Source organism: Pseudotabrizicola sediminis (assembly GCF_004745575.1).
Lineage (GTDB): Bacteria > Pseudomonadota > Alphaproteobacteria > Rhodobacterales > Rhodobacteraceae > Pseudotabrizicola > Pseudotabrizicola sediminis.
In genome coordinates, this window is record NZ_RPEM01000001.1 from 437,316 (window position 1) to 455,163 (window position 17,848).

At 59.5% G+C, this 17,848-nt stretch carries 18 protein-coding genes; 16 read left to right on the forward strand and 2 right to left on the reverse strand.

Features of this window, described 5'->3' with window-relative positions:
- Positions 1 to 175 precede the first annotated feature (175 nt).
- The 13 genes from EEB11_RS02030 to EEB11_RS02090 all read left to right on the forward strand — a co-directional run bounded on the left by EEB11_RS02030 (position 176) and on the right by EEB11_RS02090 (position 13,295).
- Positions 176 to 1,444, forward strand: a complete 1,269-nt coding sequence (locus EEB11_RS02030; RefSeq protein WP_245298729.1) for a tyrosine-type recombinase/integrase — start codon at positions 176 to 178, stop codon at positions 1,442 to 1,444.
- Between the two features lie 234 nt (positions 1,445 to 1,678).
- Positions 1,679 to 1,864: a helix-turn-helix transcriptional regulator gene (locus EEB11_RS02035; protein ID WP_135428733.1), complete on the forward strand. Its 186-nt coding sequence runs from the start codon at positions 1,679 to 1,681 to the stop codon at positions 1,862 to 1,864.
- A 316-nt stretch (positions 1,865 to 2,180) separates the two neighbouring features.
- A complete protein-coding gene (locus EEB11_RS02040) occupies positions 2,181 to 3,059 on the forward strand; it encodes a DUF7146 domain-containing protein (RefSeq protein ID WP_135428734.1) in 879 nt (292 codons plus the stop codon).
- On the forward strand, positions 3,056 to 4,582 hold the full coding sequence (locus EEB11_RS02045) for a YfjI family protein (RefSeq protein WP_135428735.1): 1,527 nt from the start codon (positions 3,056 to 3,058) through the stop codon (positions 4,580 to 4,582). Before EEB11_RS02040 ends, EEB11_RS02045 begins: the two co-directional genes overlap by 4 nt.
- Entirely contained in the window at positions 4,572 to 4,922 is a 351-nt protein-coding gene (locus tag EEB11_RS19450; RefSeq protein WP_167852633.1) for a hypothetical protein, read from the forward strand. Before EEB11_RS02045 ends, EEB11_RS19450 begins: the two co-directional genes overlap by 11 nt.
- 14 nt (positions 4,923 to 4,936) lie before the next feature.
- Positions 4,937 to 5,617 (forward strand): hypothetical protein, encoded by a 681-nt coding sequence (locus EEB11_RS02050; RefSeq protein ID WP_135428736.1) that lies wholly within the window; start codon positions 4,937 to 4,939, stop codon positions 5,615 to 5,617.
- 645 nt (positions 5,618 to 6,262) lie between these two features.
- Positions 6,263 to 7,117, forward strand: coding sequence for an SOS response-associated peptidase (locus EEB11_RS02055; protein ID WP_245298730.1), 855 nt, complete (start codon positions 6,263 to 6,265; stop codon positions 7,115 to 7,117).
- A 635-nt stretch (positions 7,118 to 7,752) separates the two neighbouring features.
- Positions 7,753 to 8,301 (forward strand): VPLPA-CTERM sorting domain-containing protein, encoded by a 549-nt coding sequence (locus EEB11_RS02060; RefSeq protein ID WP_135428737.1) that lies wholly within the window; start codon positions 7,753 to 7,755, stop codon positions 8,299 to 8,301.
- A gap of 852 nt (positions 8,302 to 9,153) precedes the next feature.
- On the forward strand, positions 9,154 to 10,443 hold the full coding sequence (locus EEB11_RS02070) for a tyrosine-type recombinase/integrase (protein WP_135428738.1): 1,290 nt from the start codon (positions 9,154 to 9,156) through the stop codon (positions 10,441 to 10,443).
- A gap of 376 nt (positions 10,444 to 10,819) precedes the next feature.
- Positions 10,820 to 11,008 (forward strand): helix-turn-helix transcriptional regulator, encoded by a 189-nt coding sequence (locus EEB11_RS02075; RefSeq protein ID WP_135428739.1) that lies wholly within the window; start codon positions 10,820 to 10,822, stop codon positions 11,006 to 11,008.
- A 107-nt stretch (positions 11,009 to 11,115) separates the two neighbouring features.
- Positions 11,116 to 11,403 carry a hypothetical protein gene (locus EEB11_RS02080; protein ID WP_135428740.1) on the forward strand — a complete coding sequence of 96 codons (288 nt, stop codon included), beginning with the start codon at positions 11,116 to 11,118 and terminating at the stop codon, positions 11,401 to 11,403.
- A gap of 91 nt (positions 11,404 to 11,494) precedes the next feature.
- Positions 11,495 to 12,616 carry a bifunctional DNA primase/polymerase gene (locus tag EEB11_RS02085; protein ID WP_135428741.1) on the forward strand — a complete coding sequence of 374 codons (1,122 nt, stop codon included), beginning with the start codon at positions 11,495 to 11,497 and terminating at the stop codon, positions 12,614 to 12,616.
- A 49-nt stretch (positions 12,617 to 12,665) separates the two neighbouring features.
- Complete coding sequence (locus EEB11_RS02090) at positions 12,666 to 13,295, forward strand: hypothetical protein (protein ID WP_135428742.1); 630 nt, start codon at positions 12,666 to 12,668, stop codon at positions 13,293 to 13,295.
- A gap of 477 nt (positions 13,296 to 13,772) precedes the next feature.
- On the opposite strand, the gene EEB11_RS02095 is transcribed toward EEB11_RS02090, so the two are convergent.
- Positions 13,773 to 14,201: a hypothetical protein gene (locus EEB11_RS02095; protein ID WP_135428743.1), complete on the reverse strand. Its 429-nt coding sequence runs from the start codon at positions 14,199 to 14,201 to the stop codon at positions 13,773 to 13,775.
- A gap of 460 nt (positions 14,202 to 14,661) precedes the next feature.
- On the opposite strand from EEB11_RS02095, the gene EEB11_RS20290 reads away from it, so the two are divergent.
- The 3 genes from EEB11_RS20290 to EEB11_RS02110 all read left to right on the forward strand — a co-directional run bounded on the left by EEB11_RS20290 (position 14,662) and on the right by EEB11_RS02110 (position 16,353).
- Entirely contained in the window at positions 14,662 to 15,342 is a 681-nt protein-coding gene (locus tag EEB11_RS20290) for a trypsin-like serine peptidase (protein WP_135428744.1), read from the forward strand.
- A 181-nt stretch (positions 15,343 to 15,523) separates the two neighbouring features.
- Positions 15,524 to 15,958 (forward strand): hypothetical protein, encoded by a 435-nt coding sequence (locus tag EEB11_RS02105; RefSeq protein WP_135428745.1) that lies wholly within the window; start codon positions 15,524 to 15,526, stop codon positions 15,956 to 15,958.
- 197 nt (positions 15,959 to 16,155) lie between these two features.
- Positions 16,156 to 16,353, forward strand: coding sequence for a hypothetical protein (locus tag EEB11_RS02110; protein WP_135428746.1), 198 nt, complete (start codon positions 16,156 to 16,158; stop codon positions 16,351 to 16,353).
- A gap of 72 nt (positions 16,354 to 16,425) precedes the next feature.
- Here the strand turns inward: EEB11_RS02110 and EEB11_RS02115 are convergent, their stop codons facing one another.
- Positions 16,426 to 17,502: a Hint domain-containing protein gene (locus EEB11_RS02115; RefSeq protein ID WP_167852634.1), complete on the reverse strand. Its 1,077-nt coding sequence runs from the start codon at positions 17,500 to 17,502 to the stop codon at positions 16,426 to 16,428.
- Positions 17,503 to 17,848 lie beyond the last annotated feature (346 nt).

Genomic DNA, 17,848 nt, shown 5'->3' on the forward strand with positions numbered 1-17,848 from the left:
GATATCAAGGGGTTGTTGGCGGAGTGGAAGTCTGCCCGTTCATGTTCCGAGAAATTCCAGCCTGTTCCGATAACCCCATATTTTAAAGCAACATAGCGCCCCCGTTATTCCATTATGTTCCGAGAAATTCCCATGCTATCCTGCCCTAAGTGGGGGATAGCTTGGGGGATGTATTGTGGCGACCAAAGGACTGCGGAAACCGGAAAAGGCGCTGACCGCCAAGTTTGTGGAAGGTGCTCGCGAACCGGGCAAGTATTTCGATGGTCACGGACTGTTCTTGCGGGTGCAACCGAACGGCGCGCGGCAATGGGTGCAGCGCATCATCATTCGGGGCAAGCGCAGCGAACTTGGGCTAGGCAACCCGGCGCTGGTCAGTCTGGCCGAGGCGCGGGCCAAGGCGCTGGAAAACCGCAAACTAGCACAGGCGGGCGGCGATCCAAAGCAGGCCAAGCGCGAGGCCGAGGCTGTGCTGACCTTTGAGGAAGCGGCGCGCAAGGTTCACGCCCTGCACCTGCCGACGTGGCGCAATGCCAAACACGGCGCGCAATTCCTGACCACGCTGGAAACCTACACATTCCCCCGCATCGGCAAGACCAAGGTGGGCGAGGTGACAACCGCTGATGTGCTGGCCGTGCTTTCCCCGATCTGGACCGAAAAGCCGGAAACGGCGGCACGGGTGCGGCAACGCATCGGGACTGTGATGAAATGGGCGGTGGCGCAAGGCTGGCGGCAGGACAACCCGGCGCTGTCGATCACTGAGGCCCTACCCAAGCGCGACAAGAGCAAACAGGAACACCGCAAGGCCCTGCCCTATGCGGCGGTGGCCGATTGCATCGCGGCGGTGCAGGCATCGGGTGCAGGGGTGGCAAGCAAGCTGGCCTTTGAATTCCTTGTGCTGACCGCAACCCGTTCGGGCGAGGCGCGCGGCGCGTTGTGGCCTGAAATCGACCTTGGCACCCCTGCTACTTCCGCTACTCCCGCTACCCCGGCAGTCTGGACCATCCCCGCAAGCCGGATGAAGGCAAAGCGCGATCACCGCGTTCCCCTGTCACCACGGGCCGTTGAAATCCTGAAAGCGGCACAGGCCTTGGACAACGGCACCGGTCTGGTGTTCCCCGGCACGATCAAGGGAAAGCCCCTCTCGGACATGACCCTTTCCAAGCTGGTCAAGGAACTTGGCTTTGACGCTGATGTGCATGGTTTCCGCACGTCCTTCCGCATGTGGGCGCAAGAACGCACCAACTTCCCGCGCGAAGTGGCAGAGGCGGCGCTTGCCCACACAATCAAGGACAAGGCCGAGGCGGCTTATGCACGTTCGGACCTTTTCGACAAACGGCGGAAGATGATGGACGCGTGGGCGGCCCACTTAAGCCTGCCATCCGGCACAATTGCATCGAACGAGCCAATGCCGCGCAAGGCGTTGAGAACCATTAAGCCCCTGTAAAGGCTATAGAATTACCAACAAACGGTGACGATTTCCTGCGCACCCTTGCGACGGTTCGTGAACACCCCCTATGCTATGGGAATTCCAGAGAATCGAGATGCTGGAATTTGGCGGCCCGGACCCTTGGAAGTCCGAAGCCGCCGGGTCGGAACGGAATGCTACTCCCTATTTCCTGACCCGTTCTCGCAGACTTCAAACGATTCCGCAAATTCTTTGCGGAAGGAAAAGGGACGCATGACGGACAAGCACTTACGCCGAGTATCGGTTGAACAAATTACGGGGCTTTCCCGTAGCTCGATCTACGCAATGATGGCGAGAAATGAATTTCCCCATCCGATCCGACTCTCTGCCAGAGCCGTGGCGTGGCCGGAAAGTGCGATCAGTGAGTGGCTGAAAAGCCGCCCAAGCACCGAACGCTGACAAGAAAAAACCCCGCACAAGGCGAGGTTTGATCTGTCATGAAACACATTCGGACCATATCGAACTCGCCTGTGCGTTTCAACTCCATTGAACGCAAAGGGCTTCATCATGCCTACTCACCAGCCGAGACATTCGCGGGGTTTGAAAGCCCGCGACAATAGACACGCGCACCTAGAATTCCCGCAGTATACGCTGGCTATGGCGTCCAATAAGGGGGCGGGCGCATTGCAGATTGCGCGCTTGCGCCTTGCCTTCGGGCTTACCCCTTCTCAGGCGGCGCTTGTCGCGGCTCTGGCCTATGGCGAGGGGGTGGCGCATGACTGATGCGGAAACCATCGCACGGGGCTTGGGTGGCGTCTGGCGGGGCAACCGGGGCAATGCTCCCTGCCCGATCTGCCAGCCCGAACGGCGCAAGGGCCAGGATGCGCTGTCCTTGCGCAATGAAGGCGGGCGGCTCTTGGCCTTTTGCCACAAGCGCGGGTGCAGCTTTCAAGACATGGCACGGGCCTTGGACCTGCCCCCCGGCATCTTTCGCCCTGATGCGGAAGCGATGCGCGCGTCTGACCTGCAACGGGCCAAGGATGAGGCCCAGCGCGAAGGGCGGGCAAAGGCGCTGTGGGGCGATGCGGAAACCGTGGCGATCACCGGCACCTTGGCCGAGGCTTATTTGCGGGGGCGGGGCATTACCTGCCCCCTGCCCGACACCCTGCGCTATCAGGCAAGGGGCTGGCATCCATCGGCGCACCGCTTTCCGATGATGGTGGCGCGGGTGGATGGCGGCGCACGGTTTGCGGTGCATCGCACCTATCTGTCACCGAACAACGGCAAGGCCCCCATTGCCCCAAACAAGGCGATGCTTGGCGCTTGCGCTGGTGGCGCGGTGCAGGTTGCACAGGCCGAGGGGCCGCTTGTGGTGGCGGAAGGCATCGAGACCGCCCTGAGCCTTGCCTCTGGCCTTCTGGGCAAGCCTGCGACGATCTGGGCGGCGCTTTCCACCTCTGGGATGCGGGGGCTTGTCTTGCCCCCGATACCGGGGCGGCTGACCATCGCGGCGGATGGCGACCAACCGGGCCGCGAGGCCGCGATGGCGCTTGCAGCAAGGGCCGATGCGCTGGGCTGGCGTGTCAGGCTGTTGCCTGCCCCGGATGGCCGGGACTGGAATGATGTGCTGGCCCTGAAGGGCGGTGTGGCATGACTTTCCACAATGCAGGAACGGAATACACAGGCGAAGGACCGCAACCCCTGTTGCGCCCGATCACCCCCGGCGCGAATTACCCCTGCGAGGCGCTAGGCCCCTTGCGTGAGGCGGTGGAGGCGGTGCAGGGCATGACCCTCGCCCCCTTTGCCGTTCCCGCGCAATCGGCGCTGGCTGTGGCATCGCTTGCTGTGCAGGGCTTTGCCAATGTTGAAACCCTTGGCGGGGGCTTTGCGCCCCCGTCGCTTTACGCCCTGACCATCGCCCGATCTGGCGAGAGGAAGTCATCTTGTGATGCGCCCCTGATGGCCGCTTTGCGCGCCTATGAACGCGAACAGGCCAAGGCCCAGCGCGATGACCTGACACAGTGGCGCAATGCGCAATCGCTGTGGAAGGGCGAACGGGACCGCATCCTTGCCGAGGCCAAGAACGGCAAGGGCGAAAAGCGGGTGGCGGCACAGGTGGACCTTGACCGCTTGGGGCCGGAACCGATTGCGCCCCCGTCTGCTGACCGCACGGTTACGGAACCGACCTTTGAAGGGCTGACAAAGCTGTTCGCGGAAGGGCAACCGTCGCTAGGCATCTTTGCTGATGAAGGCGGGCAATTCATCGGGGGCCACGCGATGAACAGCGAAAACCGCCTAAAGACGCTGACCGCCCTAAACGATCTGTGGCAGGGCAACCCGATCCGGCGCACCCGCGCGGGGGATGGGGCCTATACGCTGTTCGGGCGGCGGCTGGCGGTGCATCTGATGATACAGCCCGAGGTGGCGCGGGGCCTTCTGGCCGATGGCACCGCAAGCGGCACAGGCTTCCTGCCACGCTTCCTTATCACCGAACCGCCAAGCACCATCGGCACCCGCCTGTCATCGCTGACCCGGCGCGATGATGTGGCCCTGAGCCGTTTCAGCGACCGCTTGCGCACCATCCTTGAAACGCCGATGCCGATGGACCCGGAAACCCGCGAACTGCATCCGCGCGCACTTGGCCTGTCACCCGACGCACGGGCCTTGCTGGTGGCCTTTGCCGATACCATTGAACAGGAACAGCGCACCGGAGCAAGCCTTGCGCATGTGACGGGCTTTGCATCGAAGGCCGCAGAACAAGCGGTGCGCATCGCGGCTGTGCTGGCGCTGTGGGGCGATCTGATGGCCCCCGCTATCACGGCGCAGGCAATGGCTTGGGGCATCGCTCTGGCGCAATTCTATCTGTCGGAGGCGGTGCGGCTGGCCGATACCGCGCTTGTGTCGGCGGAAACGGCGCAGGCAGAGGGTTTGCGGCTGTGGATCTTGGACCGCTGGCCAGAACAGGCGCACCGCTTGGACCGCGACCCGGCGACAATCACCCCAAAGGATGCGATGCAATACGGGCCGAACGCTTTGCGCGAGGCAAAGACCGCACGAAAGCTGATGGCAACCTTGGCCGATAGCGGCTGGCTGGCCGCCTTGCCAGAGGGCGAGGTTATCGGCGGCGTATCGCGGAAGGTGGCCTATCGGATCGTGAGGCCGCGCGATGTGGTTTGACGTTGCGGCGGCGCTGCAAGCTGTCACGGCGGGCGGGGGTCACCCTTCGCCCGTTGCGACACCCCCGGCAAAAGTAGCGGAAGTAGCGGAAGTAGCGGAAGTAGCGGAAGTAGCGGAAGTAGCGGAAGTAGCGGAAGTAGCGGCACCCCCTGCCCCAAAATTGAATGAGGAAGGGGCGATCTTGCTTGCCATCGGCGCTGGGCTGCAACGTCCCGGCGCAATCGCCACGGCAACTCGGCTGGGGGTGACCCGCACCTATCAGCTTCTGGACCAGATGCAGGAGGCGGGCCGCATAAACGTGGCGCGCGATGGGCGCATTACCACGAACCCTAATCACTGAAAGGATCGTCACCGATGGACGGCAAGAAACCATCCCGAACAATCAAGGCGACAAAGCCCGATCCATTCAAGGCAGCGGGCGACCTGCCAACGGAAAGCCTGACCGATCTTTGCAAGGGCCTACCAGAACCGCAAAGGGCCAAGGTTGCCAAGGTGGCCGCGAAGTCGCGCGCGCGCGCGGATGGGCCGGAAATGGGCGTTGAATTCAAAGATGGTGCGGTGGTCATCCGATACGTTCACGAAGAACCGGACTTAGCCGCCATTCTCTTGATGGCCGATATGGCAACCTGCGACCCGCATTTCTTTGCAGGGTTATCAGGTCAGGTTGCGACCATCGGGGCGCATGGCCGCAAGATCGACCAAGGGGCCAGCAACTTCCTGCTGTCGGTTGTCCGGGCGGTGCAGCCGCGTGACGAACTGGAAAGTCTCTTGGCGGTGCAGATGGGGGCAATTCACAGCGCAACCATGATGATGGCGCGGCGGCTCAATCATGTGGAAACCATCCCCCAGCAAGACGCGGCAGAACGGGCGCTGAACAAGCTGGCACGCACCTATGCCATGCAGTTGGAAGCCTTGAAGCGATACCGCACTGGCGGGCAGCAAAAGGTGACGGTGGAGCATGTGACGGTGAACGCAGGCGGGCAGGCGATTGTCGGGGCTGTCGCGCATGGGGGTGGGGGGCAGAATGAAAAGTGACGACAACCCCATGAACCCCGCACAAAGGCTGATGGATGCCCCCCGATGCAGCGCCAAATCCAAGAGAACGGGAACGGGTTGCAAGGCCCCGGCTGTCAGGGGCTGGGCAGTATGCCGGTTTCATGGCGCGGGCGGCGGCGCACCTGAAGGCAGGCGCAATGGCATGTGGCGACATGGTGCGCGCACAAAACAGACCGAGGAAATTCGCTTGTTGACGCGAACAGCGGGCCTTTGGGCAAAATTTCTGCGCGAAACAGACTAGCGTCAAAGAATGTCCAAAAAGTTGGGGCGCGCTTTACTGGGGAGATCGGCGCGCCCCTTCAGGATAGTCTCGGGACAGTAGCGAGCGCATGGCTACGCTCGCCGAAATTAACTATCGGCGGCAGCTTTTGTTCCACAGAATTCGATTTTTTTCCGGCTGCTCAATTTGGGTGAAAAAGCGTCACGGCATCAAAGCAGATTGCTCATTGCAACGTGCATACAGAAAACGTGCCAACATGTGACTTGCACCCCAAAGTGTTCTATGTTTGTTCATGCTGCATGACAAGGCGAACCGAACTGCAATCCAAGGCTGATGAACGTGCTTTCCCGGTGCGCATCTGGTTCCAGGTTCCCCCGAACGGGTTTGGTCGCACGATAATGCGGATGTATAAATGGCTTGACCGCCACATCGGTAAGGCAAGCTATGCGCTGCATGGTGGCGGTGGAGATGGCGGGCGCGACCGCATCGCACTGTACTTCCGTTGTCCGCATGATGCGTCTGCCTTTGCCGAGGCCTTCCCCGATCTGCAAGTGGCGGATGGAACGGTTTTGCCCGGATACTATTCCCCCAATGCGCCGCAAGGAAATGTGGTGACTGATGATGAGGCAGACATGTGCAATCTATACAGCCAGACAACCGCCCAAGAAGCGATGCGACGCCTTTTCACTGGTCTGGAATGGTCCGATGCGGCCGGAAACCTTGAACCTGGCTCGATCTATCCCGACCGGCTTGCCCCGATTGTGCGCCACGCAGGCAATGGGCTGGAACTGGTGCGCGCTCGATGGGGTATGCCTTCACCCCCTTCTGTTCTGAAGACCGAGCGTGACCCCGGCGTGACAAATGTCCGCAATCTGGCGTCCCCGCACTGGCGGCGCTGGCTTGGCCCTGCGCACCGCTGCCTTGTGCCGGTGACGTCATTTGCCGAGCCGAAAAAGGGCGGTAAACAATGGTTCGGCCCTGCGGAGGCCGAAAAGCCCATGTTCTTTGCCGGTATAGAGGTGCGCGGCTGGCAATCGCTGCGCAAGGTAAAAGACGGGCCAACAATCGATGACCTTTATGCATTTCTCACCTGCCCGCCCAATGCAGAGGTGGGCGAGGTGCACCCCAAGGCCATGCCCGTCATTCTGACAGATCGTGATGAATGGGAGACGTGGCTGTCAGCACCTTTTGAGATTGCCGCACAGTTGCAGCGACCCTTGCCGGATGGCGCTCTGCGGTTGCTGGATGCAGCGCTCTAAGGAGAATGTTGGGGGCTTTCGGCACGCGGCCCCAGCGCTCCGTCTTCGGCGACATATCTGGCGTGCTAAGAAAGTAAACGAACTCGCGCGGCTGGTCTGCTTAGACCAATTTTCGAAATGGCTTCCGTTTGATGTGAACCGAGTAGATGAGAGATTTGGGCGCTGCCAAGGGAGTCGGGCCGTTTGACCGAGACGCTGCACCCGATCAGTGCTTGATGCGGTGGCCAATCTGGAATCCTTACTTGCACAACGGTCATTCGTATGGTGGCGAGTATCAAAGTTTTGCAACGCCTCACGAAGGTAGTTGTGCAAGGTCGGATAGTCCGAAAGCGCACGGCGGCGGAGGTGTGGCCCGAATCACAAACGCCTCAAAGTCTCAAACAGACTTGCATCGAAGCGCTTAGGCAGGAACCAGACGGAGTGGCTGTTTCTCAAAAGGACAAGGACCCGCGCACTACTTGGGAACTGTTTCCCGCTGCACACCAGACCGAACGCGGGGGCTGCTAAATTCGGCTTGTGTTCATAAAGTACTGGTTCAGGGAGGAAAATCAGGGCAAGGAACTTCTAACTGTCGGTAAAGTTAAACGGTCCGGAAGCCCCCTTTTTACCTAGTTTAGTTTAAGGAAGTGCGAACTATGACACTAATGAAATCACTGGCTGTTGTCGCAGCTCTCGCCGTCACAAGCGGTGCCGCAAGTGCGGCCACTTGTTCGGTCAACAAAGTCACCTACACCTTGACTAAAGGGGTGCCTGACAATGTGACCGATGCTGGCTGCTTTACCGGCAATGACAAGAACAACGTTTTCGGAACGATCTTTTCGGTATCCAGATGGACGCTGGGCGGCGCGACAGTTGGCAAAGGCGATGGAAAAGGCAAAGCGACCATCTCGCTCGCCAATCAAACTCGGTCGTTAGCTGGCAGCGTCTTTGAAAACATGATGGTGGCTCTGAAGCAGGGCAATAAGTACGCGTTGTTCAAGCTCGATACATCTGAAGGCCTTGCGGGCCTTTGGGGCACAACTGGGCCCGGCAAAGGTGCAGTAAACGATTTGAGCCATGCTTCAATCTGGTATGCAGGATCGCCTGTTGACGTTCCTGCTGCGGTGCCGCTGCCAGCGGGCGGGATATTGCTTCTGTCGGCAATGGGTGGCTTTGCCCTCTTGCGCCGCCGCAAGAAGGCCTAAGGCCTTATCATAATCAAGACCCTTAAGGCGCGGCTAAGTCCGCGCCTTTTTCATTTCGGCGGCAAGTGACGAATGACCGCGCGTGCTTTGGCCGGTCTCAAGTCGCCTAAAGTAGGCTTCTTTGCAGGCATAGAAGGCACTGACTCAACATTCCTTGGGAACGATTATTGAAGGCCTTCCTTTTGCGGGCACTGGTCAGGGGGGCCAAAATCTTCACTGCGACCTGTCGACCGACACCGGCGGGCAAGCCATGCAGGGATTAATTTTCGGGCGTTTGATAAACTGCCAAGGACTGCACTAGGGGGGGGCAGCAAAGCTCTAGCTGTCCTATTAGCAGGACCGGCGCTGGTTGCCTGCCTATCATAAGCGGGCAGAAAAAAACTTCGCGCCCCCCATGGCAGCGGGATCGGCACCGGGGGGGGCATGTATTCTCTGGGCCGAACCGACAAGGGACCGGCGCGGGTAGCCCTAGGAACGTGCTAACACAGATTTTTCGAAGGGGGCCGGAGTCCGGTTTGTTCCGGGACATTCCAAGCCTTGCCAGCGCCGAGTGGGGGATACTGTGGGGAATGAAATGAAATTCCCGCCTATAAAAGGCAATATTTTCAAATGGATACGGGAATTTAGTGGCGGAGTGGAAGGGATTCGAACCCTCGAGACGTTGCCGTCTGCACCCTTAGCAGGGGTGTGCCTTNCCCGCCATGTATCCGATATTTCCGTTTCTAATCATATGTGTAAATGGCGAGTGGCCCAAGCTTTTCTAGCCCTACCCCACAAACCACATATGCAGCCTTGTGCGATGGGATGCATCCAGTTACATTTCCTATGTGGGGTAGGATGTAGGATAGATCGATGCCAAGAGTTGCCGAAGAACTGACCGCACTTGATGTGAAGCGCCTTACCCATCCCGGCGGCAAGCGCAACGTGCTGTTTTCGGTCGGGGGGGTTCCTGGCCTTTACCTGCAACTCACGCCGAACAACGGGCGGTCTTGGGTCTTGCGGGCGATGGTCGGCACCATGCGCCGCGATATCGGCTTGGGTGGCTTCCCCGGCATCACCCTGTCAATGGCCCGCGACAAGGCCCGAGAGGCCCGCGCCAAGATAGAGGGTGGCATTGACCCGGTAGAGGAACGCAAGGCCACCAAGGCCGCGCTGGTGGCGGCACAGCGCCGGGGCCTGACCTTTGCGGCGGCGGTGGACAAAGCGCTGTCGGCCAAGCTGGATGCCTTCAAGAACCCCAAGCATCGGCAACAGTGGGAAAACACCCTGCAAACCTATGCCATCCCCGAATTGGGCAAGATGCTGGTGCAGGATATCACACCGCAAGACGTGCTGCGCGTCCTGCAACCCCATTGGATAAACAAGACCGAAACCGCATCCCGCCTGCGCGGTCGGATTGAGGCGGTCTTGTCTTGGGCCACCGTCGCGGGGCATCGCACGGGCGACAACCCGGCGCGCTGGGCTGGCAACCTGAAAGAACTGTTGCCCGCGCCGAACAAGGTCGCCACCGAAGGCAACCACCCCGCCTTGGCCTTGGACGATGTGCCTGCATGGTTTGCAGCCTTGCAGACCCGTGAAGGCTTTGGCGCGCGGGCGGTGGAGTTTCTGGCTCTGACCGCTTCACGGTCGCAAGAGATTCGGGGCGCGGCATGGGATGAAATCGACCTGAAAGCGGGGATCTGGACCATCCCCGGCGCGCGGATGAAAATGGGCAAGGAACATCGCGTTCCCCTGTCGGCCCGCGCTGTGGCGCTGCTAGAGGCCCTGCCCCGGCTGGATGGCAACCCGCTGGTGTTTCCGGCGGCACGGGGCGGGCAACTGTCAGACATGACGCTGTCGGCCACCATGAAGCGGATGCATGAAGCCGAAATTGCCAGCGGCAACGCAGGCTTCATCGACCGCACGTCAAAGCGCCCCGCCGTGCCGCACGGTCTGCGCAGCACGTTCCGCGATTGGGTGGCCGAACGCACCACCTTTCCCGGCGAAATGGCAGAGGTCGCCTTGGCGCACCGCATCAGCAATGCGGTAGAAGCCGCCTATCGGCGCGGCGATATGATTGAGAAGCGGCGGCGGATGATGGGCGAATGGGCGGATTTTGTGGCTGGCACCGCCCTGCGCGGGAAAGTTGTGAAATTGGGCTAACATGCTTCCGACATTTTTAATGGGCATAACCCCGGGCACAACATGAGCACAAATCTGGCCCCCGAATCGCCTCAGAGCACCAAGTAGCCTAGGCCATCACTAAATGTGATGCCGGGAGCTCGTTTTCTTCATGCATTTAGCGCCCAACAATCGTTATCCATAGAGTTATCCCGCCGGTTACGCTGGGTTGCGTTCGGTTCGGCTTAACGTTCACAATCAACAGGAATTAAGCGCAAACGTGTTGGCGCTTGGTTGCCCCGCGCCGCTGGCTAGAGCGAACGCAGGGCGGTTGTCCTTCCGAGACACCCTTTTTCAACACGGCCCACTGGGGCAACGCAACGATTCTGTTGCGCCCCTTCGCTTGAAAGGGCGAACTATGGCCGAGACCTACCTTTCCGACCGCCAACTTGGCGAACGGTTCAACGTCCACTATCTGACCCCGCGCCGTTGGCAAAAGACTGACCCGACCTTTCCCCGTTCAATCAAGCTGACCCCCGGCTGTTGCCGCTGGAAGCTGTCAGAGATTGAGGCTTGGGAAGCATCCAAAGCCATGAATGCCGCATAATGAAACCGCCACCCGGCGGGGCGGCGGCTTGTGTTCATTGTGGGGCATTTGGCGTGCCCGAACATTACCACCCCCTGCCTGCGGTAGCAATTGCCGAGGGGCAGAACATGACCAAACAAGACCAATGGTTTTCCAGTGAAAGCCAAGTGTATTGGTGCTGCAAGGCGCTGATCGATGGCCGCACGATATCGCACAAAACCGAAATCCGAGAGGTAAGGGGCTGGCGACTGGGCGCAATCATCCATCTGTTGCGGTCCAAATATGAGTGGCCGATTGATGTGGAATATCGGGGCGCGGAGAACGTCGCCTATTACAGCCTGCGCCCCGGCACGCTCTTGGAGCGCCTGACCTATCCGCCCAGCGCGGCGCGGCTGGCACCGGAGGGCACAGCATGAACCGGCTGCAAATCCTTTACCTGCGCCGCCTGCATGGCCTGACAGAGGCGCAAGCACAGGCTGTGGCCGCGCTGGTCTGGGGGGTGATGACATGACCGCCCTGCGCAATCCCGTCTTGCCGGACGCTATCCGCAACCAACTTGCCCGCCTTGTGCGGGCGGGTTTTCCCCTGTTGCCTCTGGGTGGCGGGGAGGATGGCAAGGCCCCGCTCTTGCGCGCTTGGTCAGGCCCCGCGCTGGGCCTTGGTCGTATCCTGGCACCCATGCACCGGACTGGCTCACAGGTCTATGGGGTGCGGCTGGATGGCTTGGCGGTGATCGACTGCGACACCGACAGCGCCGAACTTGTCACGGCGATGGAAGCCCGCTTTGGCCCGTCGCCTGTCCATGTGAAAACCCCGCGCGGGCGGCATCTGTATTATCGGGCGGCAGGCAAGGTCCCGAACCTTCGCGGCGAAGGCTTGCCCGTGGATATCAAGACCGGGGCGCGGTCCTATGTGGTCGGCCCGCTGTCGCAGCGCCCAGACGGGGGCCTGTATATCCCTGCCAAGGGTTTGCTGGGCACGGATGGTTTGCCCCTGTTGCGCGCATCGCAAGCGACTGCGCGCGGGGATCTGCAAGGCGGGGAGGCCGGAGCCATCCCGGTCGGCCATCGCCATGCCACGCTGGTCAGAGAGGCGATACGGATGATCGAATATGTGGACAGCGCCGAAGAACTGGCAGGCAACCTTGCGGCGGTCAGGGAAAGCCTTTGCGAGGATGCCGCGACCATGCCCGACAGCGAACTGCGCGCGATTGCGGCATGGGCATGGAAGGCGCGACTCGAAAACCGCCTATTCTCAGGCCGCGACAGCGCCTTTCCTCTGCATCGGCTGGCATTGGATGCCCTGCGCGGTTTGCCGAATGATGCCGATGCCATCGCGCTTTATGTGCTGTTGAACGACATGCACGGCCACACACCCGGCAAGCGGTTTGTTCTGGACTTCAAGGCCATGCGGGCATCGGGGCGCACCCGGCTGTCAGTGCCCCGGTTGCGGGCGGCACGGCGCGCGCTGCAAGGCGCTGGGCTGGTGGTGCAGGTCGGCAATCACAAGGCCGGAGCGATGCACCAGACATTTGCCTTGGCCCGCCTTCGCCCCGGCATGGCCGACGCCGCAAACGTGGCAACGCTGGCCCCTGCCCTGTCAGGCGGGAAAAGCAGGGGGGAGGTCTAAGATTAGATATGACGCCTGAAATCACACCAACAATCAAAGAGGCCACCCGATGCCAAAGTTGACCACCACCCAAGACACCGCGCTTTCCGAAAGCATCGACCGCCTGCCCGTTGCCCAGCGCGAACGGCTGCAAAAGACCGCAAAGGCCATGCAAGAAAACTGCGCCGCCCCGTCCATGAAATTGACCATGAAGGACAAGGCGCTGCACATTGGCTTTGAAGCCGACGCTGTCGAAATCGCCACGCTCTTGCAGCTGGCAGATATCGGGGTGACTGACAGCGACTTTCACAGCGGGCTTTTGGGGCATATCGCTTGCCTTGGGTCACAGGGGCAAAAGATCGACAGCACAGCTTCCAACTTTGTCATGGCTGTTGTGAGGTCAGTTGAACCCCGCGACGCTTTGGAGGCCATGCTGGCAACCCAGATGGGGGCCATCCATGCCGCGACGATGATGATGGCGCGGCGGCTCAATCACGTTGACACCATCCAGCAACAGGACAGCGCCGAACGCGCCTTGAACAAGCTGGCCCGAACCTTCGCAACCCAGATGGAGGCCTTAAAGAGATACCGCACCGGGGGGCAACAGAGGGTCACTGTGGAACACGTCACAGTCAACGCGGGCGGTCAGGCAATTGTAGGGACTGTCGCGCATGGGGGTGGGGGGCAGAATAAAAAGTGACGACAACCCCATGAACCTTGCGCAAAGGCTGATAGATGCCCCCCGATGCTGTGCGAAGTCCAAGCGCAGTGGGGAAAGATGCAAGGCTCCGGCAGTCAAAGGCCTTCAGGTATGCCGGTTTCATGGCACGGGCAGCGGCGCACCTGAAAGTAAGCGCAATGGCATGTGGCGACATGGTGGGCGCACAAAACAGATCCAGGAAATTCGCTTGCTGACGCAAATAGCGGGCCTTTGGGCAAAATTTTTAACAGGCCAATGACCGAAAAAGATGGGGCGCGCTGGTGGGGACCGGGCGCGCCCCTAGGGACAGTTAAGGGACAGTCGCCAGCGCAGGGAAGCGCTTGCAGAGATAGAACTGTCGGCGGCTGCTTTCGTTCCACGCATATTGACGTTTTCGACAATAAGGCGGGCGGGCAGGCGATTGTAGGGGCTGTCAGCACAGACAAGGGGGAAGTGCGCTGAATCCGAAAAGGTCCGTTAGTCACAGGTCGCGCTGTACGCAGCACTTTTCGGCGTGATGGGACCGTGTTTGTTGCTGGTCCAGCCAACCACCTTGTTTGCCAAATCAAAGGTGTAGATATCCACGTACTGCGCGTTAAAAGCTCCTACAGTCAGCAAACTATCGGTTTCCATCAATGGAAAAACTTTTGCTCCATCCTGACGATATCCAGATGACCCGGCAAAATCATCGAACTGTATGTCCCATTCATCGCCCAGACGAATGAGGACTATTTTTCCACTGGATATCCCATCCGCGTCCCAGTTTGGACCGCTCGGGTTCATGGTACCTTTGAAGAAAAAAGAGTGTCCCGAGGATGCACCGCAGCGTATGATGGCTCCGTCAGAAAGTTGGGCCGAGGCCGTTGCAGGCAAGGCAGCAAGCAAAACAGCAGAAAGAATGCGCATGTGTCCAACTCCAATCAAGCCAAGCCAGTATCGCGCGGCGTTCGCAAAGGTGTAAAGCAATGCAGCGACAAACCAACAGGGGGGAGGGGCAGTCAATGAAAAACGCCGACAACCCCATGCGCCCCGCCCAGCGCCTTGCAGATGCCCCCCGTTGTACGGCACGGACCAAAGCGACCGGATGCCGCTGCAATGGCCCCGCTGTGAAAGGCTGGTCAGTTTGCCGGATGCATGGCGCTCGGGGAGGCGCACCAGAAGGCAAGCGCAACGGGATGTGGCGGCACGGTGGACGAAGGACAGAGACGGCATTGATCCGCCACCTCGTCGCGGAACTAGCCCAGATGGCTCGCAAGGTCTGCGGTGATCTGTAGAGGGCAATCTGCGGCAGTAGTCGCCAGAAAATTCTGTCCTACGACCGCTTATTCATTCGCTATTGCGAGACACTTTGGAAAGATGCTGGAAGATGCTCAGAAACCCTCTTGCCGGGCTTGTATTGCTAGCAACAAGTTTTGCGGCGGTAGCGCAAGATATACCCTCGGCTGTCGGACGCATCACCTACAGCGATGCCCCCCAGCTGGGGAGTGCGATCTGCAGCGGCGCGCTGGTTGCCCCAAATCTAGTACTAACAGCGGCGCATTGTGTAAGGGGAGCCGCTGACAATCCTGCGTCTTTGCGTTTCGAGGCCGGTTGGGCTTCAGGCATTCCCGCCGGATATCGGCGGGGACGGCACGTAATCCTGACCAGCCCAGCTCAGATGGCCGGTCTGGCAGGACTGACGGAGGACGTTGCTCTGGTAGTCCTTGATCAACCGTTTTCCCCCGATGAAGCGTCCCCACTGTCGCTCGCTTCTTCGGCAGACCATACAGAAAACAGGGCTTTCACTCTACACGCCTTCCGCCGTGACAACCCCTCTCAACCAGCGCCCCCGCTAGCTTGCATCCCGCACACCACGTTGCCGGGACTGATAGGGTTTGACTGCTCAGTCATTTCGGGAAACTCGGGCGCACCGCTGTTGCATCGTCAGGGTACGGAGTGGCAGGTTGTCGCGGTGATGGTTGCGGCATCGCACTCCGGCCAAATACGGTCTTGGGCCGTCCTGCCATCGATTTTGCTGCGGCAGCGGATTACGGACGCGCCAATGTAATTGTGCTCCTAACCCCTTCGGACGCTCGGGACGAAGGACTTCAAAAGCAGTTTGTGGAAGCTTGGCTTTTGGTTTCTGCTAGCACCAGAAGCCTTGATGACATGGGGCTGGTTTCGAGCCGCCTGCTGCTGCAGGGCTGTGCCTTCGCCTAGGTTTCTAGAAGCGGACTTCGGGGTGAAAGATGGAATACAACGACAGCAAGGCAGACAATGGCACTACCCTGTTCGAAACGCTCCTAGCCAATGGCTGGGAGCGGTTCAATTTCGGGTATGACGGCCCGTTTCCCCCGTATTTGCGCGTAGGGGTTGGCATCACCTTAGACGGACTTGTTTTGCAGTTTCAGTCATTTATCCGCGACCGGTTCTTCGTAACTCGAACCACGGTAGCAATGACGGTGCATCTTCGGGGGTTCCGGGAAATCAAGTTTACCAAGGAAGCCTGCGAGGACGCCTTCGGCAGGGCTTGGGCGGGGAGCAACGGCTTTCCGGTGGGCAGATGGCTACAGCTTCGCCAATTCTCCGTTCAACAGCGCCTAGTGTGGGATCCAATAGACCAGAGGCTTGTGAACGTTCCATTGGAGCTTCTGCCGATGGCAGGCCAAATCCTATTAAAATGATGGGAGCATAAGGCGAGAGAGCGCCTATGCACGCTCTGTCTGCAGGAAGTGCGACTGTAATTCGGTTGCACCCCAGAATGTTCTATGTTTGTTCACGCTGTATAAGTCGGCGCACAGAACCACAAGCAAAGGCTGATGAACGCGCTTTCCCGGTGCGCCTTTGGCTTTATGTTCCCTCATACGGGTTCGGTCGCCTCATGGCTCCCATGCATAGTTGGCTCGACCGCAAGATAGGCAAAGCAAGCTATGCGCTGCACGGGGGCGGCGGACATGGCGGACGCGACCGCATAGCCCTTTACTTTCGCTGTCCGCATGATGCCTCTGCCTTTGCCGAGGCTTTCCCCGGTCTGAAAGTGGCAGACGGAACCATTTTGCCCGGTTACTATTCCCCCTAACCGAATGAGGTGCCGCCGTCGTGTAGCGCCGAAGCTTCGGGCTACGATGGGCGAAACTCCGGGGAGGCTGGCTTACAGCGGTACGCGGACGGAGGGGGCCTCTTTTCGTAGCCCGGTGAGCGCAAAATCAGGGGCGTGTCGATACATTTCCTCGGCAAGCAGTCGTACCTCTCCGCGTCTGAGACTGGGAAGCGCATCCGGGCGGGCAAACATATCGTTGCGTCCTAGTACTGACAGGACACCTTCCAAATCTTTGCGTGCAGCGGGAAGCATTACGTCGATGGTGCGCCGGGCAGGTTGAAAGGTTTCCGTTGGCAATCCGTTTGAAAGAACAATTTCGTGGTCTTCGGTTAGTATATGGAAGTACTCAATATCTGATGTTGGTTCTTCGGTTTCTGCGTAAGTGCCGACAAGGTGCTTGGCTGCTGCAAAAACCCGGGGTTCTCCGAAGAACAATTCGGCTCGTGTGCCTTCGAGCACGACGCGATGCTGTGGTGAAACGTAAAGGTCGGTTGTGGGAAGCGCCGCTCCGAAAGCGTCAGCCGGGATACGGATCGGCGCAAGGTTCGGGTTGTCGCGCAAATTGCAAAGGGAAATGGTGCTCTTGCTGACCCACATGATTTGGCATGCCTCCCCGAGGTCGTTTAGAACATAGTCACCCGCCGAGAGGGTTTCGACTGATCGACGACCAGATGGGGTTTCAATCATCGTACCGGCACAAAAGCAGGGGTAGAACGGCGGCGGATTTGTATTGAGCGCGTCGAGCGGAATAGCTCCATTTCCGATACCATTCATTTGAGCCAGCGTAGCTGTCCCATCTGTTACAAAGAAGTATTCCCGGGTCTGGTTTCCCATGGCTACTGTGATTAGTGCGACCTGCTTGCCTTCGAGGACGTCTGGAACTTGCGGGCTGCCCACAGGAAACTTGCCAACAAGTTTTAGCGAGAAGTTGTAGGTCACCCCGTTGATAATGATCTGTGTATCCGGGTCGACCATCCCACCATTGCTATCTAGCAAGAGGTCACCGGTGCCGCCATTGTCGGTGAAGGTGATTGTGGTCGTCGGCGCCTGGTTTGTGCCGATCGGGTTTAGCACGGCGTTGTTGGCCGTGATGGAATCCTGACGAGCAAAAAAGCTGATCGTTGTCATAGTGATTTCTCTGCTTTGCCAGACTAGTGGACTGCTACCACCGAATGGTCTTAATTGAACCTTATTGCATAAGGGGCCTCGGGTCCATCGGGACGATGCTTTTCGGCGGTTGGGGACAGTACTCCAAGGCGCGCACCATCTTTCGATCAAAATGTTGGCTTCGGGCAGAGACTGACCAATCTGCGCGGGGACGAACCTTGCAAGAAATTCTGATATGGTCCACGCGGCGAGAATGAACATGGCGCAACGACTCAGTCACGTCGAAACCATCCCGCACCAAGACGCTGCCAAACGGGCATTGAACTAGATGGCCCGCACCTAGGCGATGCAACTGGAGGCCTTAAAG